18 protein-coding genes are annotated in these 15,265 nt (G+C 56.5%); 7 read left to right on the forward strand and 11 right to left on the reverse strand.

The features are described 5' to 3' along the window. Window positions 1-18: 18 nt before the first annotated feature. The 4 genes from BA066_01775 (at window position 19) to BA066_01790 (ending at window position 2,739) form a co-directional block, all read left to right on the forward strand. Window positions 19-546, forward strand: coding sequence for an ECF transporter S component (locus tag BA066_01775; protein ID RDD53954.1), 528 nt, complete (start codon window positions 19-21; stop codon window positions 544-546). A gap of 10 nt (window positions 547-556) precedes the next feature. Then, window positions 557-1,411 (forward strand): type II pantothenate kinase, encoded by an 855-nt coding sequence (locus BA066_01780; GenBank protein RDD53955.1) that lies wholly within the window; start codon window positions 557-559, stop codon window positions 1,409-1,411. Beyond that, complete coding sequence (locus tag BA066_01785; protein RDD53956.1) at window positions 1,411-2,139, forward strand: NUDIX domain-containing protein; 729 nt, start codon at window positions 1,411-1,413, stop codon at window positions 2,137-2,139. Before BA066_01780 ends, BA066_01785 begins: the two co-directional genes overlap by 1 nt. A 75-nt stretch (window positions 2,140-2,214) precedes the next feature. Continuing rightward, the gene (locus BA066_01790; GenBank protein ID RDD53957.1) at window positions 2,215-2,739 is read left to right on the forward strand and encodes a nicotinamide-nucleotide adenylyltransferase; all 525 of its coding nucleotides are present in this window, start codon (window positions 2,215-2,217) and stop codon (window positions 2,737-2,739) included. A 1-nt stretch (window position 2,740) separates the two neighbouring features. Here the strand turns inward: BA066_01790 and BA066_01795 are convergent, their stop codons facing one another. Further along, window positions 2,741-4,336: an ATPase gene (locus tag BA066_01795; protein RDD53958.1), complete on the reverse strand. Its 1,596-nt coding sequence runs from the start codon at window positions 4,334-4,336 to the stop codon at window positions 2,741-2,743. A 44-nt stretch (window positions 4,337-4,380) separates the two neighbouring features. Between BA066_01795 and BA066_01800 the strand changes: the two genes are divergently transcribed. Further along, entirely contained in the window at window positions 4,381-5,127 is a 747-nt protein-coding gene (locus tag BA066_01800) for a hypothetical protein (protein ID RDD53959.1), read from the forward strand. Here BA066_01800 and BA066_01805 read toward each other — a convergent pair whose 3' ends face one another. From BA066_01805 to BA066_01850, 10 genes are all read right to left on the reverse strand, one after another. After that, window positions 5,128-5,700 carry a DUF655 domain-containing protein gene (locus tag BA066_01805; GenBank protein RDD53960.1) on the reverse strand — a complete coding sequence of 191 codons (573 nt, stop codon included), beginning with the start codon at window positions 5,698-5,700 and terminating at the stop codon, window positions 5,128-5,130. 28 nt (window positions 5,701-5,728) lie between these two features. Continuing rightward, on the reverse strand, window positions 5,729-6,085 hold the full coding sequence (locus tag BA066_01810) for a hypothetical protein (GenBank protein ID RDD53961.1): 357 nt from the start codon (window positions 6,083-6,085) through the stop codon (window positions 5,729-5,731). Next, entirely contained in the window at window positions 6,082-6,378 is a 297-nt protein-coding gene (locus tag BA066_01815; GenBank protein RDD53962.1) for a 50S ribosomal protein L21e, read from the reverse strand. The genes BA066_01810 and BA066_01815 overlap by 4 nt, the downstream gene beginning before the upstream one ends. Window positions 6,379-6,384: 6 nt before the next feature. Beyond that, window positions 6,385-7,593, reverse strand: coding sequence for a tRNA pseudouridine(54/55) synthase Pus10 (locus tag BA066_01820; GenBank protein RDD53963.1), 1,209 nt, complete (start codon window positions 7,591-7,593; stop codon window positions 6,385-6,387). Further along, window positions 7,586-8,905 carry a signal recognition particle protein gene (locus tag BA066_01825; protein ID RDD53964.1) on the reverse strand — a complete coding sequence of 440 codons (1,320 nt, stop codon included), beginning with the start codon at window positions 8,903-8,905 and terminating at the stop codon, window positions 7,586-7,588. Before BA066_01825 ends, BA066_01820 begins: the two co-directional genes overlap by 8 nt. Window positions 8,906-8,909: 4 nt before the next feature. After that, window positions 8,910-9,314, reverse strand: a complete 405-nt coding sequence (locus BA066_01830; GenBank protein RDD53965.1) for a translation initiation factor IF-5A — start codon at window positions 9,312-9,314, stop codon at window positions 8,910-8,912. Window positions 9,315-9,341: 27 nt separating this feature from the next. Then, the gene (locus BA066_01835; GenBank protein RDD53966.1) at window positions 9,342-9,764 is read right to left on the reverse strand and encodes a 30S ribosomal protein S9; all 423 of its coding nucleotides are present in this window, start codon (window positions 9,762-9,764) and stop codon (window positions 9,342-9,344) included. After that, window positions 9,754-10,239 carry a 50S ribosomal protein L13 gene (locus tag BA066_01840; GenBank protein ID RDD53971.1) on the reverse strand — a complete coding sequence of 162 codons (486 nt, stop codon included), beginning with the start codon at window positions 10,237-10,239 and terminating at the stop codon, window positions 9,754-9,756. Before BA066_01840 ends, BA066_01835 begins: the two co-directional genes overlap by 11 nt. A gap of 9 nt (window positions 10,240-10,248) precedes the next feature. Continuing rightward, window positions 10,249-10,611 carry a 50S ribosomal protein L18e gene (locus BA066_01845; protein RDD53972.1) on the reverse strand — a complete coding sequence of 121 codons (363 nt, stop codon included), beginning with the start codon at window positions 10,609-10,611 and terminating at the stop codon, window positions 10,249-10,251. A gap of 153 nt (window positions 10,612-10,764) precedes the next feature. Beyond that, window positions 10,765-12,060 carry an MFS transporter gene (locus BA066_01850; protein ID RDD53967.1) on the reverse strand — a complete coding sequence of 432 codons (1,296 nt, stop codon included), beginning with the start codon at window positions 12,058-12,060 and terminating at the stop codon, window positions 10,765-10,767. A 222-nt stretch (window positions 12,061-12,282) separates the two neighbouring features. Between BA066_01850 and BA066_01855 the strand changes: the two genes are divergently transcribed. Then, a complete protein-coding gene (locus tag BA066_01855) occupies window positions 12,283-13,896 on the forward strand; it encodes a cytochrome ubiquinol oxidase subunit I (GenBank protein RDD53968.1) in 1,614 nt (537 codons plus the stop codon). 2 nt (window positions 13,897-13,898) lie between these two features. Beyond that, window positions 13,899-15,059, forward strand: a complete 1,161-nt coding sequence (locus tag BA066_01860) for a cytochrome BD quinol oxidase subunit I (protein RDD53969.1) — start codon at window positions 13,899-13,901, stop codon at window positions 15,057-15,059. The last annotated feature ends 206 nt before the right edge of the window (window positions 15,060-15,265 follow it).

Consider the following 15,265-nt stretch of genomic DNA (forward strand, 5'->3'; position numbering starts at 1 on the left):
TGGGGTCGGGCTAGCCCGATGAACCTGAGGGAAGTGGCCGTATCAGCGGTGGGCGGAGCCCTCTACGCGCTGCTGGGCTACGTCAGCTGGCTGGGACTCACCTTTTACGGCGTCAGGTTCTGGCCAGCGGTCGTGATACCTGCCGTGCTCTCCTGCCTCTACGGGGGAAGGGTCGGTGGTCTATCGGCCGCCATAGGCATATTCCTATCAGACGTGGCCACTCACGGTAACGCGCTCCTCAGCCTGAGCGTCGGCGTGACATCGAACTTCGCTTGCTTCTACCTGATGGGGAGATTGGCGGGGGGAGAGAGGTACTCCCTGAGAAGGTACCTTGCCGCCTCAACGCTCAGCCTCATCGTGGGGCACCTCATAATAGGTTTCGGGCTGCTACTCTGGAGCCAGTACTTTCCAATGCCCTTCCAAACGAGCCTAACACCACTCTCACTGACGGCAGCCCTCACGATATCCTTCGTCACATTCGCCTGGGAGCTCCCATTCGTCCTGATACTGGTGCCCCCAATCGTCCGCGCCGTCAGGAGGGCATGAGGTGACTGCCATGCTCATCATAGGCCTCGACATGGGTGGAACCACAAGCAAGGGCGTGTTGCTGTCGGAGAGGGGGGTCCTCCACAGGGTCGTGGTGGTGTCCTCGGATCCCCTGGCCGCGGCGGCGGGCGCGATCGGCAGGATAGTTACTGAGATGGGGTTGAACATAGGTGATCTCTCCTCCATAGCCGTGAGCGGCGGCAGGTCGAGATCCCTACCTGACAGAATCTTCGGACTCCCTTTGATCGAGGTGGATGAGATTGAGGCCATAGGGAGGGGAGGAGCATTCCTGGCGGGGCTCGAGGAGTGCGTGGTAGTGAGCGCGGGCACCGGAACCGCGGTGGTCGAGGTCAGGAGGAGGGACTCGGGATATCAGGTGAGGCATCTGGGAGGAACGGGCGTGGGAGCTGGAACTCTACTGGGATTGAGCAAGCTAATACTCGGAAGATCGTCCGTGGAATCTCTGCTTGAGTTGGCTGAAAGAGGGAGCTCAAAGAACGTTGATCTCACGGTTGGAGACATAGTCGGAGGACCCATAGGGAAACTCGATGCTGAGGCCACCGCCTCCAACTTCGGAAAGGTTGGGGATCACAATAGGCCAGAGGACATAGCTGCTGCCCTGATAAACATGGTGGGACAGGTCATAGGGGTCGTCTCCCTATTCGCCGCAAAGTCCGTGGGGTTGGAGGATAGAATAGTTCTCGTCGGAGGACTCGCGTCCTACGATCTGGTGGTGGAGGCCATAAAGAGACCGATCAGCCTTTTCGGAGGGAGGATGATCTCCCCAGCGGATCCTCAGTATGCGACCGCGATAGGCGCATCCCTTAAGCTGCTCTCCTCCCTCACATCCCTAGTGAGGGGCTGATGGCTCCCATCGACCTGGTAGTGGAACTTAGGGGTGTCGTAATCAGGGGGGAGAGGATCCTCCTGGTCAGGGAGAAGGGAGGGAGCGCCTGGTCCCTCCCGGGGGGTGAGGCCGATCCCGGAAGGGCCTTCTCAGAATCCCTGAGGGAGAGGATAGTGAGTGAAACCGGAATGCTCGTTGATGTCATCAGAGTCATACACTCACGGGATTCCCCCATGGAGTCCTCTCAAAAGCACTTGCTTCGCTTGGCCTACCTCTGCGTCCCGAGATCCGGGAGGCTCAAGCCCGGGGGCGGTGTGAAGGAGGTGAGGTGGGTCGACATTGGCAGGGTCGGAGGGCTCCCCCTCTCGGATTCCGCGAGGGAGATCATCGACAGCCTGAACGAGAGGTTCACCCTAATCATCAGGAACAGGGACGTCAAGAGGATCCTAATAGGTGTCCCCAGGGGGCATTTGCACAAGAGGGTCATCATAGAGCTCAGTAACGGTGCCATAGTGCTTCAGGAGGCGACCGTCGAGAACCTGGTGAGGGCCTTCGTGGAGGTTGAGATGCATCCCTTCAGGAGGGCCATAATGCTGGAGGGGAGCCTCATCAAGGAAAGGAAGGAGGGTTACTCAAGTTACCAGCTCTTGGAGGCTGACTTGGATGAATCTGAGGTCGAGCGGATCATAACGGACATCTTAGGATCCGGAGAGGATGATAGGGAAGATTTAAAAGGTAGCCGTTGAGGCTCGCCGGGGGATGAGGAGGAGTTACTCCAAGGATCCGTGATTCCATGAGGGAGCTGACCCCGGGTGTCCACCATGTTCAGGAGAGCTCTTGTGGTCGGCAGGTTTCAACCCCTCCATTATGGGCACCTCCACCTGTTCAGGTACGCCTTATCAAGGGCTGAGGAGTTGGTAATAGGGATAGGGAGCTCCCAGTTCTGCTGCCAGCCCAGGAACCCGCTCTCGGCAGGGGAGAGGATGGAGATAATAGTGGTCACCCTGAGGAGGGAGGGCTTCCCGATGGAGAGGATCTCAATAACCTGCATACCTGACACGGAGTCCGCTGACGAGAAATGGGGTCTCATAGTTCTTGATAGAGTCCCTAAGATAGATGTTGCCTTCTCCAACGATCCAGAGACGATCAGATGCCTCAGGGAGGTTGGGGTTCATGTGGAGAACGTGCCCTTCTTCAAGAGGGAGATCTACGAGGCCACGAAGATAAGGGAGCTCATCCTCAGGGGGGATGACTCCTGGAAGCAGCTCGTCCCGAAGCCCTCGCTCAACCTGCTCATGGAGATGGACTTCGAGGGAAGGGTGAGGATGTTGGGGAGGAACGGGTGACTCACTCCCCAGAGAATTCGTAATCTTCCTCGCTTCTCTCACTCGGGACAACTCTCAGGCTATCGTTCCTTATCGCCTCCATGACCCTCCTCCCCAACGGACTGCTCCTGGCTAAGGTCAGCCTCCCCCTGGAGTCCGTGATCATGGTGGCCACTTCCCTGTTGCCCGCGTATATCGTCACCTCAGTGTCTGCCATGGCGGGACCGAGGTCTATAACTATGGTGTGCTTCCTCCTCTTCAGCCTGAACCTGGCGGAGGCCTCCTCCTCAACCCCTTCCCTGGAAGCCACCGGCATCACTATGACCTCCTCTCCAAACGTGTATATCTCGTACTCAACGGTCTCCGTCTCGAAGTCCTTCACCAGTACGACGGGTCTCGCCAGGGTCACGTCCTTCATACCGGTGGGCATCTTCACGGTTATCTTAAGCGAGTAGACCTTCTCTATCCTCCCATCCCTTATGAAGATCACCGTGTCAACCACGTGCGGCAGCACACCCAGATCCACCCTCTCTATGAACCTCTGAATGGCCTCTATCGGGAAACCGCAGTGAACGACACCGACCATTCCCACGCCCGCGAGCCTCATATCGACGAATATCTTGAAATCCTGGGTCTTCCTCATCTCGTCGAATATCACATAATCCGGTCTGACCAGGAGAAGCAGATCCGCTGTGTTCTCAAAGGTGCCCGCGAGCTTCCCGTACTGAGTGATCTCTGGACCCACCTGAAGATCCCTTGGGGACTCCAATGTCTTCACTATCTTTCCTTTTTCCCTGTAGAACTCGGCCAAGGCGCTCGCGAACGTCGTCTTCCCGGCGCCCGGGGGTCCGGCTATGAGGATCCCCTCGGCCCTCTCGCTCAGCCTTCTCTTCAGCTTATCGCTCAGATCGTAATCATCTAGCGTCACCTTCACCAGGGGTCTCACAGCGGTGATCTCTATGCCGTCCGAGAATGGGGGGAAGGCTATCAGGACCCTCAGATTGCCCAGCTGGATCAGGTAGGCGTCATCGTACATTGCCTCTATGAAAGCATCTGGCCCCGTCTTAGCCCTCTCGATTATCTCATAAGCCATCGTCCTGACCTCAAACTCCTCGAGCCTCCTCTCGGACAGCTTGACCAGGTTGAAGTTCCCGGGGCGGCCCTTCTTAGCCATGGGAGGCGCCCCCTCCTTGAGGTGAACGCTCATCGTCTCCTCATCGAAGTAATCGTAGATCCTCAGCCCGTCCATCTTGGGGCCTATGTAGAGGACATCGACCCCCCTGGCCCTCAGGGAAAGCGTGGTTATCCTGTCCCCGCAGAGGACCTTGGCGGAGTATCTCTTCGCGATCTCATAGAGAGCGTCCACACCCCTGCCCCTGTGACCCTCGATCCTCACCTCCTCTATGTAACCCTCCCCCTGCAGCTCCTGCAACCAGATGATCTCCCCGAGAGCACCGACGCTGAACCTGTCCCCCTTGGACGCCTCTTCCTCAAGCTTCGAGAGTATCTCCTCCGGTATTATGAGCTTGGATCCCCTTATCAGAGAGTGGCCTGGCTCGTACCTTATGAGGGATCGCATGAGCACATCCGAGCTCAGCACGTAGACCGAATCATTCATCCGGAATGGATCCAGCTTCACCGTTATAAACTGTTGCACCCGGACTGATCGTGCTCTACGTGAAGCTGGGCGGATCCCTAGTGACCCCGAAGAGGGAGGGGAGGAGGGAGATAAGGGAAGGTATCGTCAGGGATCTAGCCAAGGATCTGGCCGAGGTAGCTGGGAGGTTTAAGATATTCCTATCGCACGGCGCCGGGCCCTACGGGCATGGACCCGTGCTCAGGCATGGGCTCAAAGCTGGGATGAGCGAGAGCAACCGCTTGGGGGCTTCCGAGACGATGGTGGGTGTTAGCGAGCTGAACTTGGCAATATCCAAGATAATGCTTGAGGAAGGAATTCCTGTAGCTCCATTTCCAGCAAGAGCTGTTTTCATCAGGGATCGCGGGATAGTGAGGTGCCAGGTCGACCAGCTGAGGGGCCTGATCGACTCCGGCCTGGTGCCCCTGACGCATGGTGACCTGATACCGGATAGCGAGAGGGGCGTCTACGTGCTCTCCGCGGACGAGATACCGCTCCACCTACTGGAACTCGGGTTGAGGAGGGTCATCTACCTGATGAACCTGCCGGGTGTCCTGGACGGGAGGGGCAGGGTCGTCCCCACGGTGAGGAGGGAGTTCCTCAGCGGGCTGAGCGGGATGGAGGAGGATGCCACCGGTTCCATAAGGGGGAAGCTGGAGATGGCCTTCAGGCTCGCTGAGATGGGCGTTGATGTCAGGATAGCCGGTTATCGTAAGAAGGGGGATCTTTTAAGGGCCCTGAACGGTGAGATAGGAACTAGGGTTCTCGCCTGATCAATAGACCTCCTCCTCCAGCTCCAACACATCCTTGGGGGCCACCAGTATGTGATACTTGTCCTTCCCCACCAGCTCGTCCAGGACCCTCTTGACGATGAGGTCCGCCGGGTCCTTTATGCCCGTTCTCTCTGCGATGTCCGAGAAGCTGGAGAAGGGCTTCTTGGATCTCTCCTCAAGTATCTTGAGCAGGGTCTTCTTACCTATACCGGGTAATAGCTCCAGCTGATGGAGCCTCGTGGTGAGGGGAAGGCTCTCATTGAATAGGTTCACGAAGAACTGCTCCCCCTCCACAACTATCTTGGATACCACGGATTCCAAGAGCATCTTAGCCGTGGGAGAGAGCTCCTCGTAAGTTAAGTACCTGATGAACTTGCTCACCTCCCTCCTCGGGCCCTTGCCCACGTAAACCTTGTCCAAAACGTTGACGTTCACGTTGGGCCTCAGGGCGAACTCCATGAGTATGAAGTACCTGTCCCCTATCAGCTGAACCCTCCTCCTAGCCTCATCGACGTAAAGGACGTAAGCCCAGCTATCGTGAGGCCTCCTCTTCCCCTGCGCGATCCTCCACATCCCTGACACCAGCTCTTCTATCCCAAACCTATTCCTTGAGGGACCTTAATAAGTTAAGCATTTCCCTGTAATTTTCCTGCGTGAGCAAGGGATAATCCTTGAAGAGGTAGGCCCTCAGCTCCTCCTCATCGTCCGGGAGGATGTTAACAAGCATGACGGCATGCTCCTCCTTCAGCCCGAATCTCCTGACGATCTCCTCAACGACATCACGGGCCCTCTTCGGATCCGAGACCTTCGTGAACTTAGCGAGGTACGTGAGGAGCCTCCTCTGATCTATAGTGAGGGACTCCACGGAAGATGTCCACTTGTCGAACACTAGGGCCTTCACCTCGGCCAGCGTGAGAGGTCTCTTGTTCACGGGCTCTGTCGAGGTCATCGCGCTCATCCCGAGTGCCTCTTGATGTGCACGGGCAGCACTATTAAGTGCTTGGTCTTCCCTCCCAGCCTAACATCAACCAAGTAGGCATCCCCCCTCCTGCCCACCACGACGCCGACCTTGCCCTGGTACCTCCTGTGGGGCATGCCCCTCCTCACAGAGGGCTCGACGTCTATCACCACCTTCTCGCCAACCTCAAACTCCTTGAGGAACTTAGCAGGAGAGGGTCTCCCCTTCTCACGAGGAGTCTTGGAGAGGAAGTTCCTAGACCTGTAAAGGAATCCGAAGGATCTTCTACCCATGTGACATCACCTTTCGCCTAGCGGAACCATCACCCCGAGTACGTCGAGTTCACTACAAAAAGATTTTTTCCCCAGCAACTCGGTGACGCTGGGGCTGGTCCTCCCACCATCCCCGCTGACGAGCTCCTTGACGTAAAGTCCCCCGTCACAGAGCACATATAGTTCAAATTTTCTACTATTTATCATCTTAATGTCAACTTCATATACTCTCTTTATCCTAACAATATCGGATCTCCTCCAGAGCACCCTCGTGGGGGTCCTCTGCCTCACGATGGCACCCTCAAGCCTCTCCTTGAGCCTCTCGAGCTCCTCCTCGCTCACATCGCTTTCCACCTCAACCAAGGCCCTGTAAAGCTTTCTAGTGGCTGAAGAACTCTCCTTCAGAGCCCTGACCTCATCCCTATCGGAGAACCTCAGGTCGGAGACCTCCACGGCCCCGGAGGCCCTCTCGTTTATCTCCCTCTCGAGCTCGCTCAGGTCGACGTGCCTCCTCCTTGGGTTGATCAGCTCCATCACGAAGGGTCTCCCGCTTCCCAGCATCTTGGCATCCACGTCCTCCCTGCCGGCGCCGTGAAGCACGTAATCGTCCGCCAGGAAGAACTCCCTCATGACCTCTCCAACTATACCCTCAACACTCCCCTGCGCCACCTTACCCCTCCACCCACATCTCTCGCAACCCCTCCCACCGCACTCAGCGCACTTCCTCCTGGATTGGGATATCCCCCTCTCCAGCTTCCTGTATCTGCCGAAGATGAACACAGGCGATGATCTGATGGAGACCTCACCCCTCCTGAAGTCGAAGAGGATCATCGCTGAGGCATTTTCCTCTATCGGTTTCCCGGAGAGGAGCCCCATGACCCTGTCAAGCGACTTTATGAGTGTCAGCTTGACGGAGCGCATCCTGGGAGGATCGTACTTGGCCCTCACCCTATCCTCCCTCTCCATCACCTCAACAGGAAGGATCACGCTCACCTTCAAGGATTCGACCTCAAGGTCTTCCAGCCTCCTCAGGGCCTCCCTTACCATACCCACCACCTCCCTCCCTATGATGCCGCCGCAGAGGGAGCACTCCTCCCTGAAGTGGGACTCTCCGGACCTAAGGGAGTCCTCCATTCTCCTGACCACTTGCTCCACCCTTTCCCCCCTCAGGCTGGATTCGCAGAACTCGCAGAGGGCCCCCTCCCTCTCGATGATCAGATCCACCGGATCATCCACTGACTCCCATCCTCCTGAACAGGCTCCTGGCCTTGGACATGGATGACATGGACTCCATCATCCTCCTGATCTGATGGTAAGACTTCAGCATCCTCCTGACATCTTTCGCGGTCACTCCCGATCCTCTGGCTATCCTCTCGATCCTCGATCCCCTTATGATTGATGGGTCCCTCCTCTCCTCCGGGGTCATCGAGTTCACGATCGCTATCCACCTCTCAATCTCATCCTCATCGATCGCCTGGCGAGGTATCTTCCAGCCGAATCCCGGTATCATCTCGAGGAGCTTATCCAAGGGACCCGCTCCCCTCATCTGCTTGAGATACTCCTTGAAGTCCTCCAGATCGAACCTTCCCCTTGAGATCCTCTCCAGCAGCTTGCTCTCCCTGAAGGCCTCCTCCACCCTCATTGCGAGCTCAACAAAGTCGCCGCCGCCGAGCAGCCTCGAGACGAACCTGTTGGGGTCGAACCTCTCCAGATCATCCACCCGCTCTCCAGTCCCTATGAAGAGTATCGGGGCTCCTGACGCGGCCACCGATGATAGGGCCCCGCCCCCCTTGGCGGCACCGTCCAGCTTAGTGACTATGACCCCGCCGACCGGGATCCTCTCAGCGAAGGCCTTGGCTTGGGAGTAAGCCGCCTGCCCCATCGTCCCGTCTATCGTTAGGATAACCAGGTCCGGTTTTATCGCCCTGTAGTATCTCTCAAGCTCATCCATGAGGCCAGCTTCATCCTTGTGCCTCCCGGCGGTGTCTATCAACACGAAGTTGTACTTCTCCCTCCTGAAAAACTCCAACCCCTCCCTCATTATTTCCAGGGGATCCCTAGAGTCCTTCCAGTAAACGGGAACCTCCGGACCGACCAGCTGCTCCAACTGAAGCTTAGATGCCGGTCTTATCACGTCAGCCGATATGATCCCCACCTTACCGAACCTCTTGGACAGCCATTTAGCTAGCTTAGCGACCGTAGTCGTCTTGCCCGATCCCTCTATACCCACCATGAGTATCACATTAGTCTTCTTGGTTTCAACGGGGATCTCAGCCGGTTTCCTGCCCAGAAGGGATGTCAGCTCGTCGTAAAGAACCTTTACCGCGAGGTCCCTCCTGCTGAAGCCGGGTGGAGGATCCTCCCTCAGGGTCCTCTCCTTGATCCTCCTGCTCATCTCAAGAACGAGCTTCACGTCCACGTCAGCCTCTATCAGAGACCTCTGGACGTCCCTGACGAACTCGTTGATTGTAGCCTCATCTATGACGGATCTTCCCATCATCCTGCTGACAGCGTTCCTAAGGGAGCTGCCTAATCTCTCCAGGACCAACTAACTACACGCCACCTCTCGTCCTGACTATCTTCCTCTTCCCCATGGACTCCCAGTACTCAACTTCCACCCCGCTCCGGAGCTTAGAAGCCAGCTCCTGATCATCGGGTAGGGGCAGCTCGAATGTCTCGTATGTCTCCAGGTCCATCAGCTGCACCACATTCCCGTAAACGTTTATCACCTGCGCCGTCTTCTTATCAACTATTGGTATCTCGACGATGGCATCGGCTGGAAATATCTTGGATCTCCTGCTACCGTCGAATATCCCCCTGGCCTCCACCCTGACCTTGGCCGAGCCATGCTTCCCGGGTTTCGACTTGGAGACGTCCAAGACCTCGCAGGGCTCATCGTCCAAGATCACATAACTTCCCTTCCTCAGATCACCCGCGCTACCCCTGGTGACGGACATGTCATCACCTCCGGATCGCCTGGGGGGTTACCTATAAGATTTCTGGAACCTGGCCCTGGCGCTCCTTCCTCCGTACTTCTTGGGCTCAGTCTGCCTGGGATCTCCCTTCAGGATGGTCCTGTCGTACTCCCTGAACAGCTCCCTCAGGTGATCGCTCTTGGTGTAACTGATCAGGGCCCTCCCTATGGCCATCCTGACGGCGTCGGCCTGAGACATGAAGCCACCTCCCTTGACCCAGGCGTGTATGTCTATGTCCTTCACGTAGTCCATCGCCAACCAGAGCGGTTCGAGTATCTTCATCCTAACGAACTCGTTAGGCGCGAAGGCCTCAACTGGCAGGCCGTTGATGTAAAGTCTTCCCGACCCCCTCCTGATCGTGGCCATGGCCCTCGCCGTTTTCCTCCTGGCCGAGGCCAGGGCGTAAATCCCTTCCTTGGCCCTAGGCGACATTCTCGGCACCCCTCCATCCCAGCTGCTTGGACAGCCAGAGCACGGTCACGTAGCCCCTGCCCTTCTTCGGTCTCAGGGAGTCCACCGTGTATTTAATGTATTCCCTCTCGTCCCCCCTTATCACGGCATCCTTCTCGACGTTGACCAGATCATCCGGGACCCCTATGAACACCCTGAGCCTCCTCAGGGCCTCCCTCCCCTTGGCCTTCTTCATCGGAAGCATGCCCCTGACAGTCTTCCAGACGATCCTGTCGGGGGTCCTGGGCTGGACCGGCGACATCCTCGGGTTTATCCTGCTCTGTATCGACCTCCTGGTCTGATATTTCCTCAGGATCGTCTGGGGGTTGCCGGTTATGATCGCCTTCTCCGCGTTCACTATGGCTACCCTCTTACCTTTCAACAGCTCCTTCGCCGCCAGTGAGGCTATCCTACCCAGGATCTTGTTTTCGGCATCTATCACCAAATCGAACCTCATCCTCACCACCTATGTCACTATCCTCGTGTGAGAACCCTTAGGATTCAGCTCAGCGTATTCATCGAGCAGGAGCGCTTTCCCTCCGGCTTCCTCTATCTTTCTCCTCGCGGATCTGGTGAAGCCGGCGGCCGCGACTATCACGGATCTCCTGATCTCCCCCTCACCCAAGACCTTCCCTGGGACTATGACCGCAGCTACGCCATCCGCATATCTCTCTATCTTCCACAGATTCACCTCAACCCTCCTCCTGGTTGGTTTCTTGAGTCTCTCAGCTACGGCCCTCCATATAGGTGCTTCATTCACCCTGGAGGCCGTCTCCAGGTTCTTTATCATCCTCACCAGCCTGGGATTCGTCGGGCCCGTGGGCTTCAATTTCACCCTCCTCTCGTGGGCATGTTAGCCGTCGCTTTAAATAAGTTTGGATGCGAGTGTCTTCAATTGCTGGTATATTATTTAACATAATTTGAAAAATGAAAATAGAATATTAATGAAATTTGACATTTTTGATAAATATTTCCAAAAATCTCATATTTCCTCTAAAGTTTTACCCATAGTCTCGACACCCATGACGGCCACGGCCAGCCCCGCCAGCAGGTGGACCAGTGAGAAGACGGCGAACGGACCGGATATCCCAGTGGTAGCGAACAGATATGCGGTTATCGAGGGAGCCACTATCCCTATGAGTCTGCCGAAGCTAGCAGCTGCCCCGGAACCGCTGCCCCTTATCTCTGTAGGATAGAGCTCCGGGGTGTAGGCGTAGAGCCCGGCCCAGGCACCGAGGTTGAAGAAGGATATGAGAGAGCTGAAGGCAAACACCCAAATTAGATCCACTCTCAGGCTGAGCAGGGCTGAGAAGATGCCTGCCGCCGTCAGGTATATCGCTAAAACCTTCTTCCTCCCTATCCTGTCGAGGAGGAAGGATGCCGAGTAGTAGCCCGGGATCTGGAAGAGGGTCACGAGCAGGGTCCACCTCAGGGAGGTGACGTCGCCGAGCCCGAACTGCCTCGAGTATATGGTGGGCAGCCAGAGGAATATGCCGTGATAGGTGTAGATGAGTCCCCCCCACAGTATGAAGAGCAGCAGGGTCCTTCTAGCGTATCTCCCGGACAGGAGATCCTTTATCTTGTATCTCCTGATCTCAGCCTGCTCCCATCCCCCCGGAGCGCTCCTAATGCCTAGAGTCAGCAGGATCCTCTCCACCTCGCGCACCCTGCCCTTGGCCACAAGGAACCTTATGCTCTCAGGGAGGTAGAGCACGACCAGAGGTAGCGTTGAGAGGGGTAGAAGGGCTATAGAGAACGTGGCTCTCCATCCGAGAGATGGGAGCAAGAGGTATGGGATCAGAAGAGAGATTATCACCCCGTAAACCCAGCTAGTCTCCACCAATCCCAGAAATAGCCCCCTTCTCCCCTTGGGTGTGTACTCGGACACGTAGACGCCGGGCTGCGGTAGGGCCCCACCCAACCCCACTCCCGCCAGGAACCTGAGGATGTAGAGGGAGCTCACGTCCTGAGCCAGGCCGCAGGCGGCCGTGAACACCGACTCCATCACCAGCACGATGATCAAGACCTTCCTCCTTCCCACGATGTCGGCCAGCCTTCCGAAGAGGAGAGCGCCGAGGAACATGCCAACGTATCCGGAGCTCATCAGGTAGCCGATCGTCATCGTATCCAGGTTCCACTCCCTGGCTATAGGACCTACCAGAGCTGCGATGAGCATCACGTCCATTGCGGTGAAGCAGTAGACCAAGGAGGCCGTCAGGAGTATCAAATAGTGAAATTTCCCCACTTCAACCTCGTCGAGTGACCTTATTACCTGCATGGATCCCTCAGAATGCTCGAGTCAGCAGCTTAAAACCATTTTTGATGGCACGAAGTCAAACCTCAGAGCCCCCTTTGTTTTCATCGCCCGAAGACCCTGGATGATTCGCGGTGACTCATCGATCTTATATCACATTAGTTAATTTTGGTTCATTTTTCTAACATAATGTTTATAATTTATGGAATTGTTTGGGTGTTATTCCGACGGGAGGTGGTTGTCTATATGGACCTCCTCTCACAATGGCTGAACTACCCCGCGCCGCTGGACAGGATCCTCTCCATATTCGGGATAGAGCTTCACTGGCTGATCCTTCAGTACGTCCTAGGCATACCCTTCATGCTCCTGCTGACCCTGCTACTCTATGCGAGGAGCAAGGACGGAAGATGGGAGAGGATAGCTAGGACGATGGCCAAATCTCTCGGGATAGTTTTCGCGGTAGGCGCGGCATCTGGCACCCTGAGCGAGTTCGGTCTGGTGGTCATATGGCCGAACCTGCTGGAGGCGGCGGGCAGGTACATATTCTTCCCACTTTACGCCGAGATATTCGCTTTCTTGATAGAGATAATCTTCATATACTTCTTGGTGTTCGCTTGGAACAAGATAGGGGTTAGGGGCAAGATCGTCCTGTCCCTGCTTGCCCTATCCGGGGCTTGGCTTTCTGGCGCACTGATAATGAGCGTGAACAGCTATATGGTGGCTCCAACGGGCATAGTAGCTGCCTACGACCCGATGAGCGGGTGGAAGTACGATCAGGGCTATCCCAAGGTCCTGTTGGTGGTTCCCAATGATGTGGTGAAGGCGCTTGACGTGAACAAGCTCTCATCGCTCGGCATGGAGGTGGTTGGCAGTGGGGAGCGGGGAGTCTCGGTGCTGATGCCCTCCAAGATAGTCTCCAGGTTGGTCAGCGAGGCCTGGGGGAATGTCAGGGTCGGGGAGAGCGTGCTCTCCCTTGTAGTGAAGGAGGAGGCACTGATCGACCTCAGGGGGCTGCTGGTCAAGGATCTGGTTGACGTCATAATGGTCAACACTGTTAGGAGCGTCGGCTACACAGCCGTGACCTTCCTCTCACCTGTCTACCTGGGCAGCTTCCTTCACGCCCTGGGATCTGCCATAACGGTCACGGCCTTCACCCTGATCGGGGCCCACTCGCTCCTCCTGCTGAGGGGTAAGAGGGATGAACATCACTCGGCCGGCTTGAAGCTCGGCATCATCGTAGCCCTTATCTCCATAGCAGTCCAAGGCCTGGTGTTCGGTCACCTCATAGGGGTGGAGATAGCCGTCAACAACCCGGAGAAGCTGGCCGCAATGGAGGGAACCAGCAGTGAGATCTTCAGCTTGGGGAGGGCCCTGGGCCTCGAAAATCTGATGAGCTTCATAGCCTACGGAAGCTTCGATGCCAAGCTCCCGGATTACGATCGGATAAGCTTGGACTACTGCACCTTAGATGGAGTTCCAGCCATCTCGGATTGCAGACCCCCTCTCATGATTCACTACCTATACTACGCGAAGATAGGCCTCAGCCTCCTCCTAGGGGTGTACGCTCTACTGTGCTCGATCCTGATCCGGAGGGGAGGGCTTCCGAGATCCCTCCTGATGGCCAATCTGGCCACTCCAGCGGCAGCCCAGCTCGTGAGCTTCCTCGGCTGGGCCGTCAGGGAGATGGGAAGGAAGCCCTGGTCCATATATGGGATCATGACGGTTGATGTCGCCCACACGGCCAACCCGGGGGATGTGCTCTCCTACTCGCTCATAGCGACCATACTGGTCTGCGTGGCTCTTGCCCTCATCTCGGCCGTCTGGAAGTTTTTGTATGAGCCTTCCCTGCGGGAGGTGTGAGCATGGTTCCCCAAGTCTTCTGCATCGCCCTGGTGTTCGGTATCCACATAGTCGCGGTCAACCTGGGCATAGCGCTATCCACGATGATCCCCTTCCTTAAGAGAAGGGCCGACCTGAGTGGCGACAGGGAGTTGGGCGACCTGACTAAGAGCATCTTCAGGATATATGCCGCAACATATGCTTTAGCTGGTGTGATGGGAACGGCATTCACCGTTTTCCTCCTCAGCTTCTACCCGGAGTTCGTTGGGGTTGCCGGAAACATAACGCTCGTGCCCTTCGGGCTGGCCATAGTATCCATACTGCTGCACTTCCTGGCGATAGTACTCTACTACTACGGCTGGGAGACCTTCTCCAGGGAGAGGCATTTCGCGGTCGGGATCCTGTTGGCCCTGACATCCTACACTATACCGCTGGGCTTCAGACTGGTATTCTCCTTCCTGAACACGCCAGCCGGCTTGAAGTTCGATGGTAAGCCTTACATAGAAACTTTCGAGGCGCTGCTGAACCCCACATTCGCCCCTCTATACCTGAAGAGCATAGTGGGGGCCCTCACCTTCGGCTCCCTGTTCATAGCCGCCCTGGCATCCCTCAGCCTGAGCAAGGGGGAGTCCCGGGGGTGGAGGTCCCTGTACTCAGTGAGCCTGAGCATCGCAACTTTATCCCTGTTCTTGATGCTCCTCCTGGGCCCATGGTATGCCATGTCGCTGCTCTCAACCCCGCTCAAGTTCGATAACATATTCAGGTCGTTCGGCTGGAGCGTCAGCGGCTCCTCGGCGGGCCCGGACATGGGTTGGTTGTTCGCGGTGAAATTGGTCTTGATATTGCTGCAGATATACGCCGTGGCGAGGCTCGCGCTGGGAGGAGAGCGGGGGGGAAGTTTCAGGCTCGCCCTCCTGGCAGCAGTTTCCGCCGCCCTGACGATACTGAGCGGTGAGTATCTGAATATGTTCAGCCAATACCCGTTCTTCCTAGCTAATCTTCCACTGGTGGCATCCCAGATACCTGAGCCTTGGAGGACAATTCTCGGCAGATCCCTCTCCCTAGAGAACGTCAGCCCCCTGGCCGGTGAGCCATCGCTCCTCCTGGCGACCGCCGTGGGCATCTCGATCCTGCTGGCGGCCGCGGCGTATTTCATCTACGTGGTGCTCCTGAAGGAGGAGTGACTATACGAGATTCCCATCATTTCCAAATTTTTATTTTCATGAAAGCCCAGAGTCCGGTGCTGCTAGCGTTTTTTGACCCTCACATCCACACCTCAGCGGGGGCATCCTCCACAATACGCGATAGGATCTTCAGTCATCTCGGGTTCGTTGGGGCTGGGACCTCGCCGGTGTGAAGTAGAAGATTATCTTTCACTCCGATTTGGTGC

This window comes from Candidatus Korarchaeota archaeon NZ13-K (assembly GCA_003344655.1).
In the GTDB taxonomy this organism is placed as follows: Archaea; Korarchaeota; Korarchaeia; order Korarchaeales; family Korarchaeaceae; genus Korarchaeum.

Bases quoted from the DNA above. Each gene is read 5' to 3' on its own strand.
- BA066_01775 (RDD53954.1), top strand. From the start codon at position 19: ATGAACCTGAGGGAAGTGGCCGTATCAGCGGTGGGCGGAGCCCTCTAC.
- BA066_01850 (RDD53967.1), bottom strand. From the start codon at position 12,060: ATGCAGGTAATAAGGTCACTCGACGAGGTTGAAGTGGGGAAATTTCAC.
- BA066_01855 (RDD53968.1), top strand. From the start codon at position 12,283: ATGGACCTCCTCTCACAATGGCTGAACTACCCCGCGCCGCTGGACAGG.
- BA066_01860 (RDD53969.1), top strand. From the start codon at position 13,899: ATGGTTCCCCAAGTCTTCTGCATCGCCCTGGTGTTCGGTATCCACATA.
- BA066_01840 (RDD53971.1), bottom strand. From the start codon at position 10,239: ATGAGGTTCGATTTGGTGATAGATGCCGAAAACAAGATCCTGGGTAGG.
- BA066_01805 (RDD53960.1), bottom strand. From the start codon at position 5,700: ATGTGGAGGATCGCGCAGGGGAAGAGGAGGCCTCACGATAGCTGGGCT.
- BA066_01795 (RDD53958.1), bottom strand. From the start codon at position 4,336: ATGAATGATTCGGTCTACGTGCTGAGCTCGGATGTGCTCATGCGATCC.
- BA066_01790 (RDD53957.1), top strand. From the start codon at position 2,215: ATGTTCAGGAGAGCTCTTGTGGTCGGCAGGTTTCAACCCCTCCATTAT.
- BA066_01785 (RDD53956.1), top strand. From the start codon at position 1,411: ATGGCTCCCATCGACCTGGTAGTGGAACTTAGGGGTGTCGTAATCAGG.
- BA066_01815 (RDD53962.1), bottom strand. From the start codon at position 6,378: ATGGGTAGAAGATCCTTCGGATTCCTTTACAGGTCTAGGAACTTCCTC.
- BA066_01830 (RDD53965.1), bottom strand. From the start codon at position 9,314: ATGTCCGTCACCAGGGGTAGCGCGGGTGATCTGAGGAAGGGAAGTTAT.
- BA066_01810 (RDD53961.1), bottom strand. From the start codon at position 6,085: ATGAGCGCGATGACCTCGACAGAGCCCGTGAACAAGAGACCTCTCACG.
- BA066_01835 (RDD53966.1), bottom strand. From the start codon at position 9,764: ATGTCGCCTAGGGCCAAGGAAGGGATTTACGCCCTGGCCTCGGCCAGG.
- BA066_01780 (RDD53955.1), top strand. From the start codon at position 557: ATGCTCATCATAGGCCTCGACATGGGTGGAACCACAAGCAAGGGCGTG.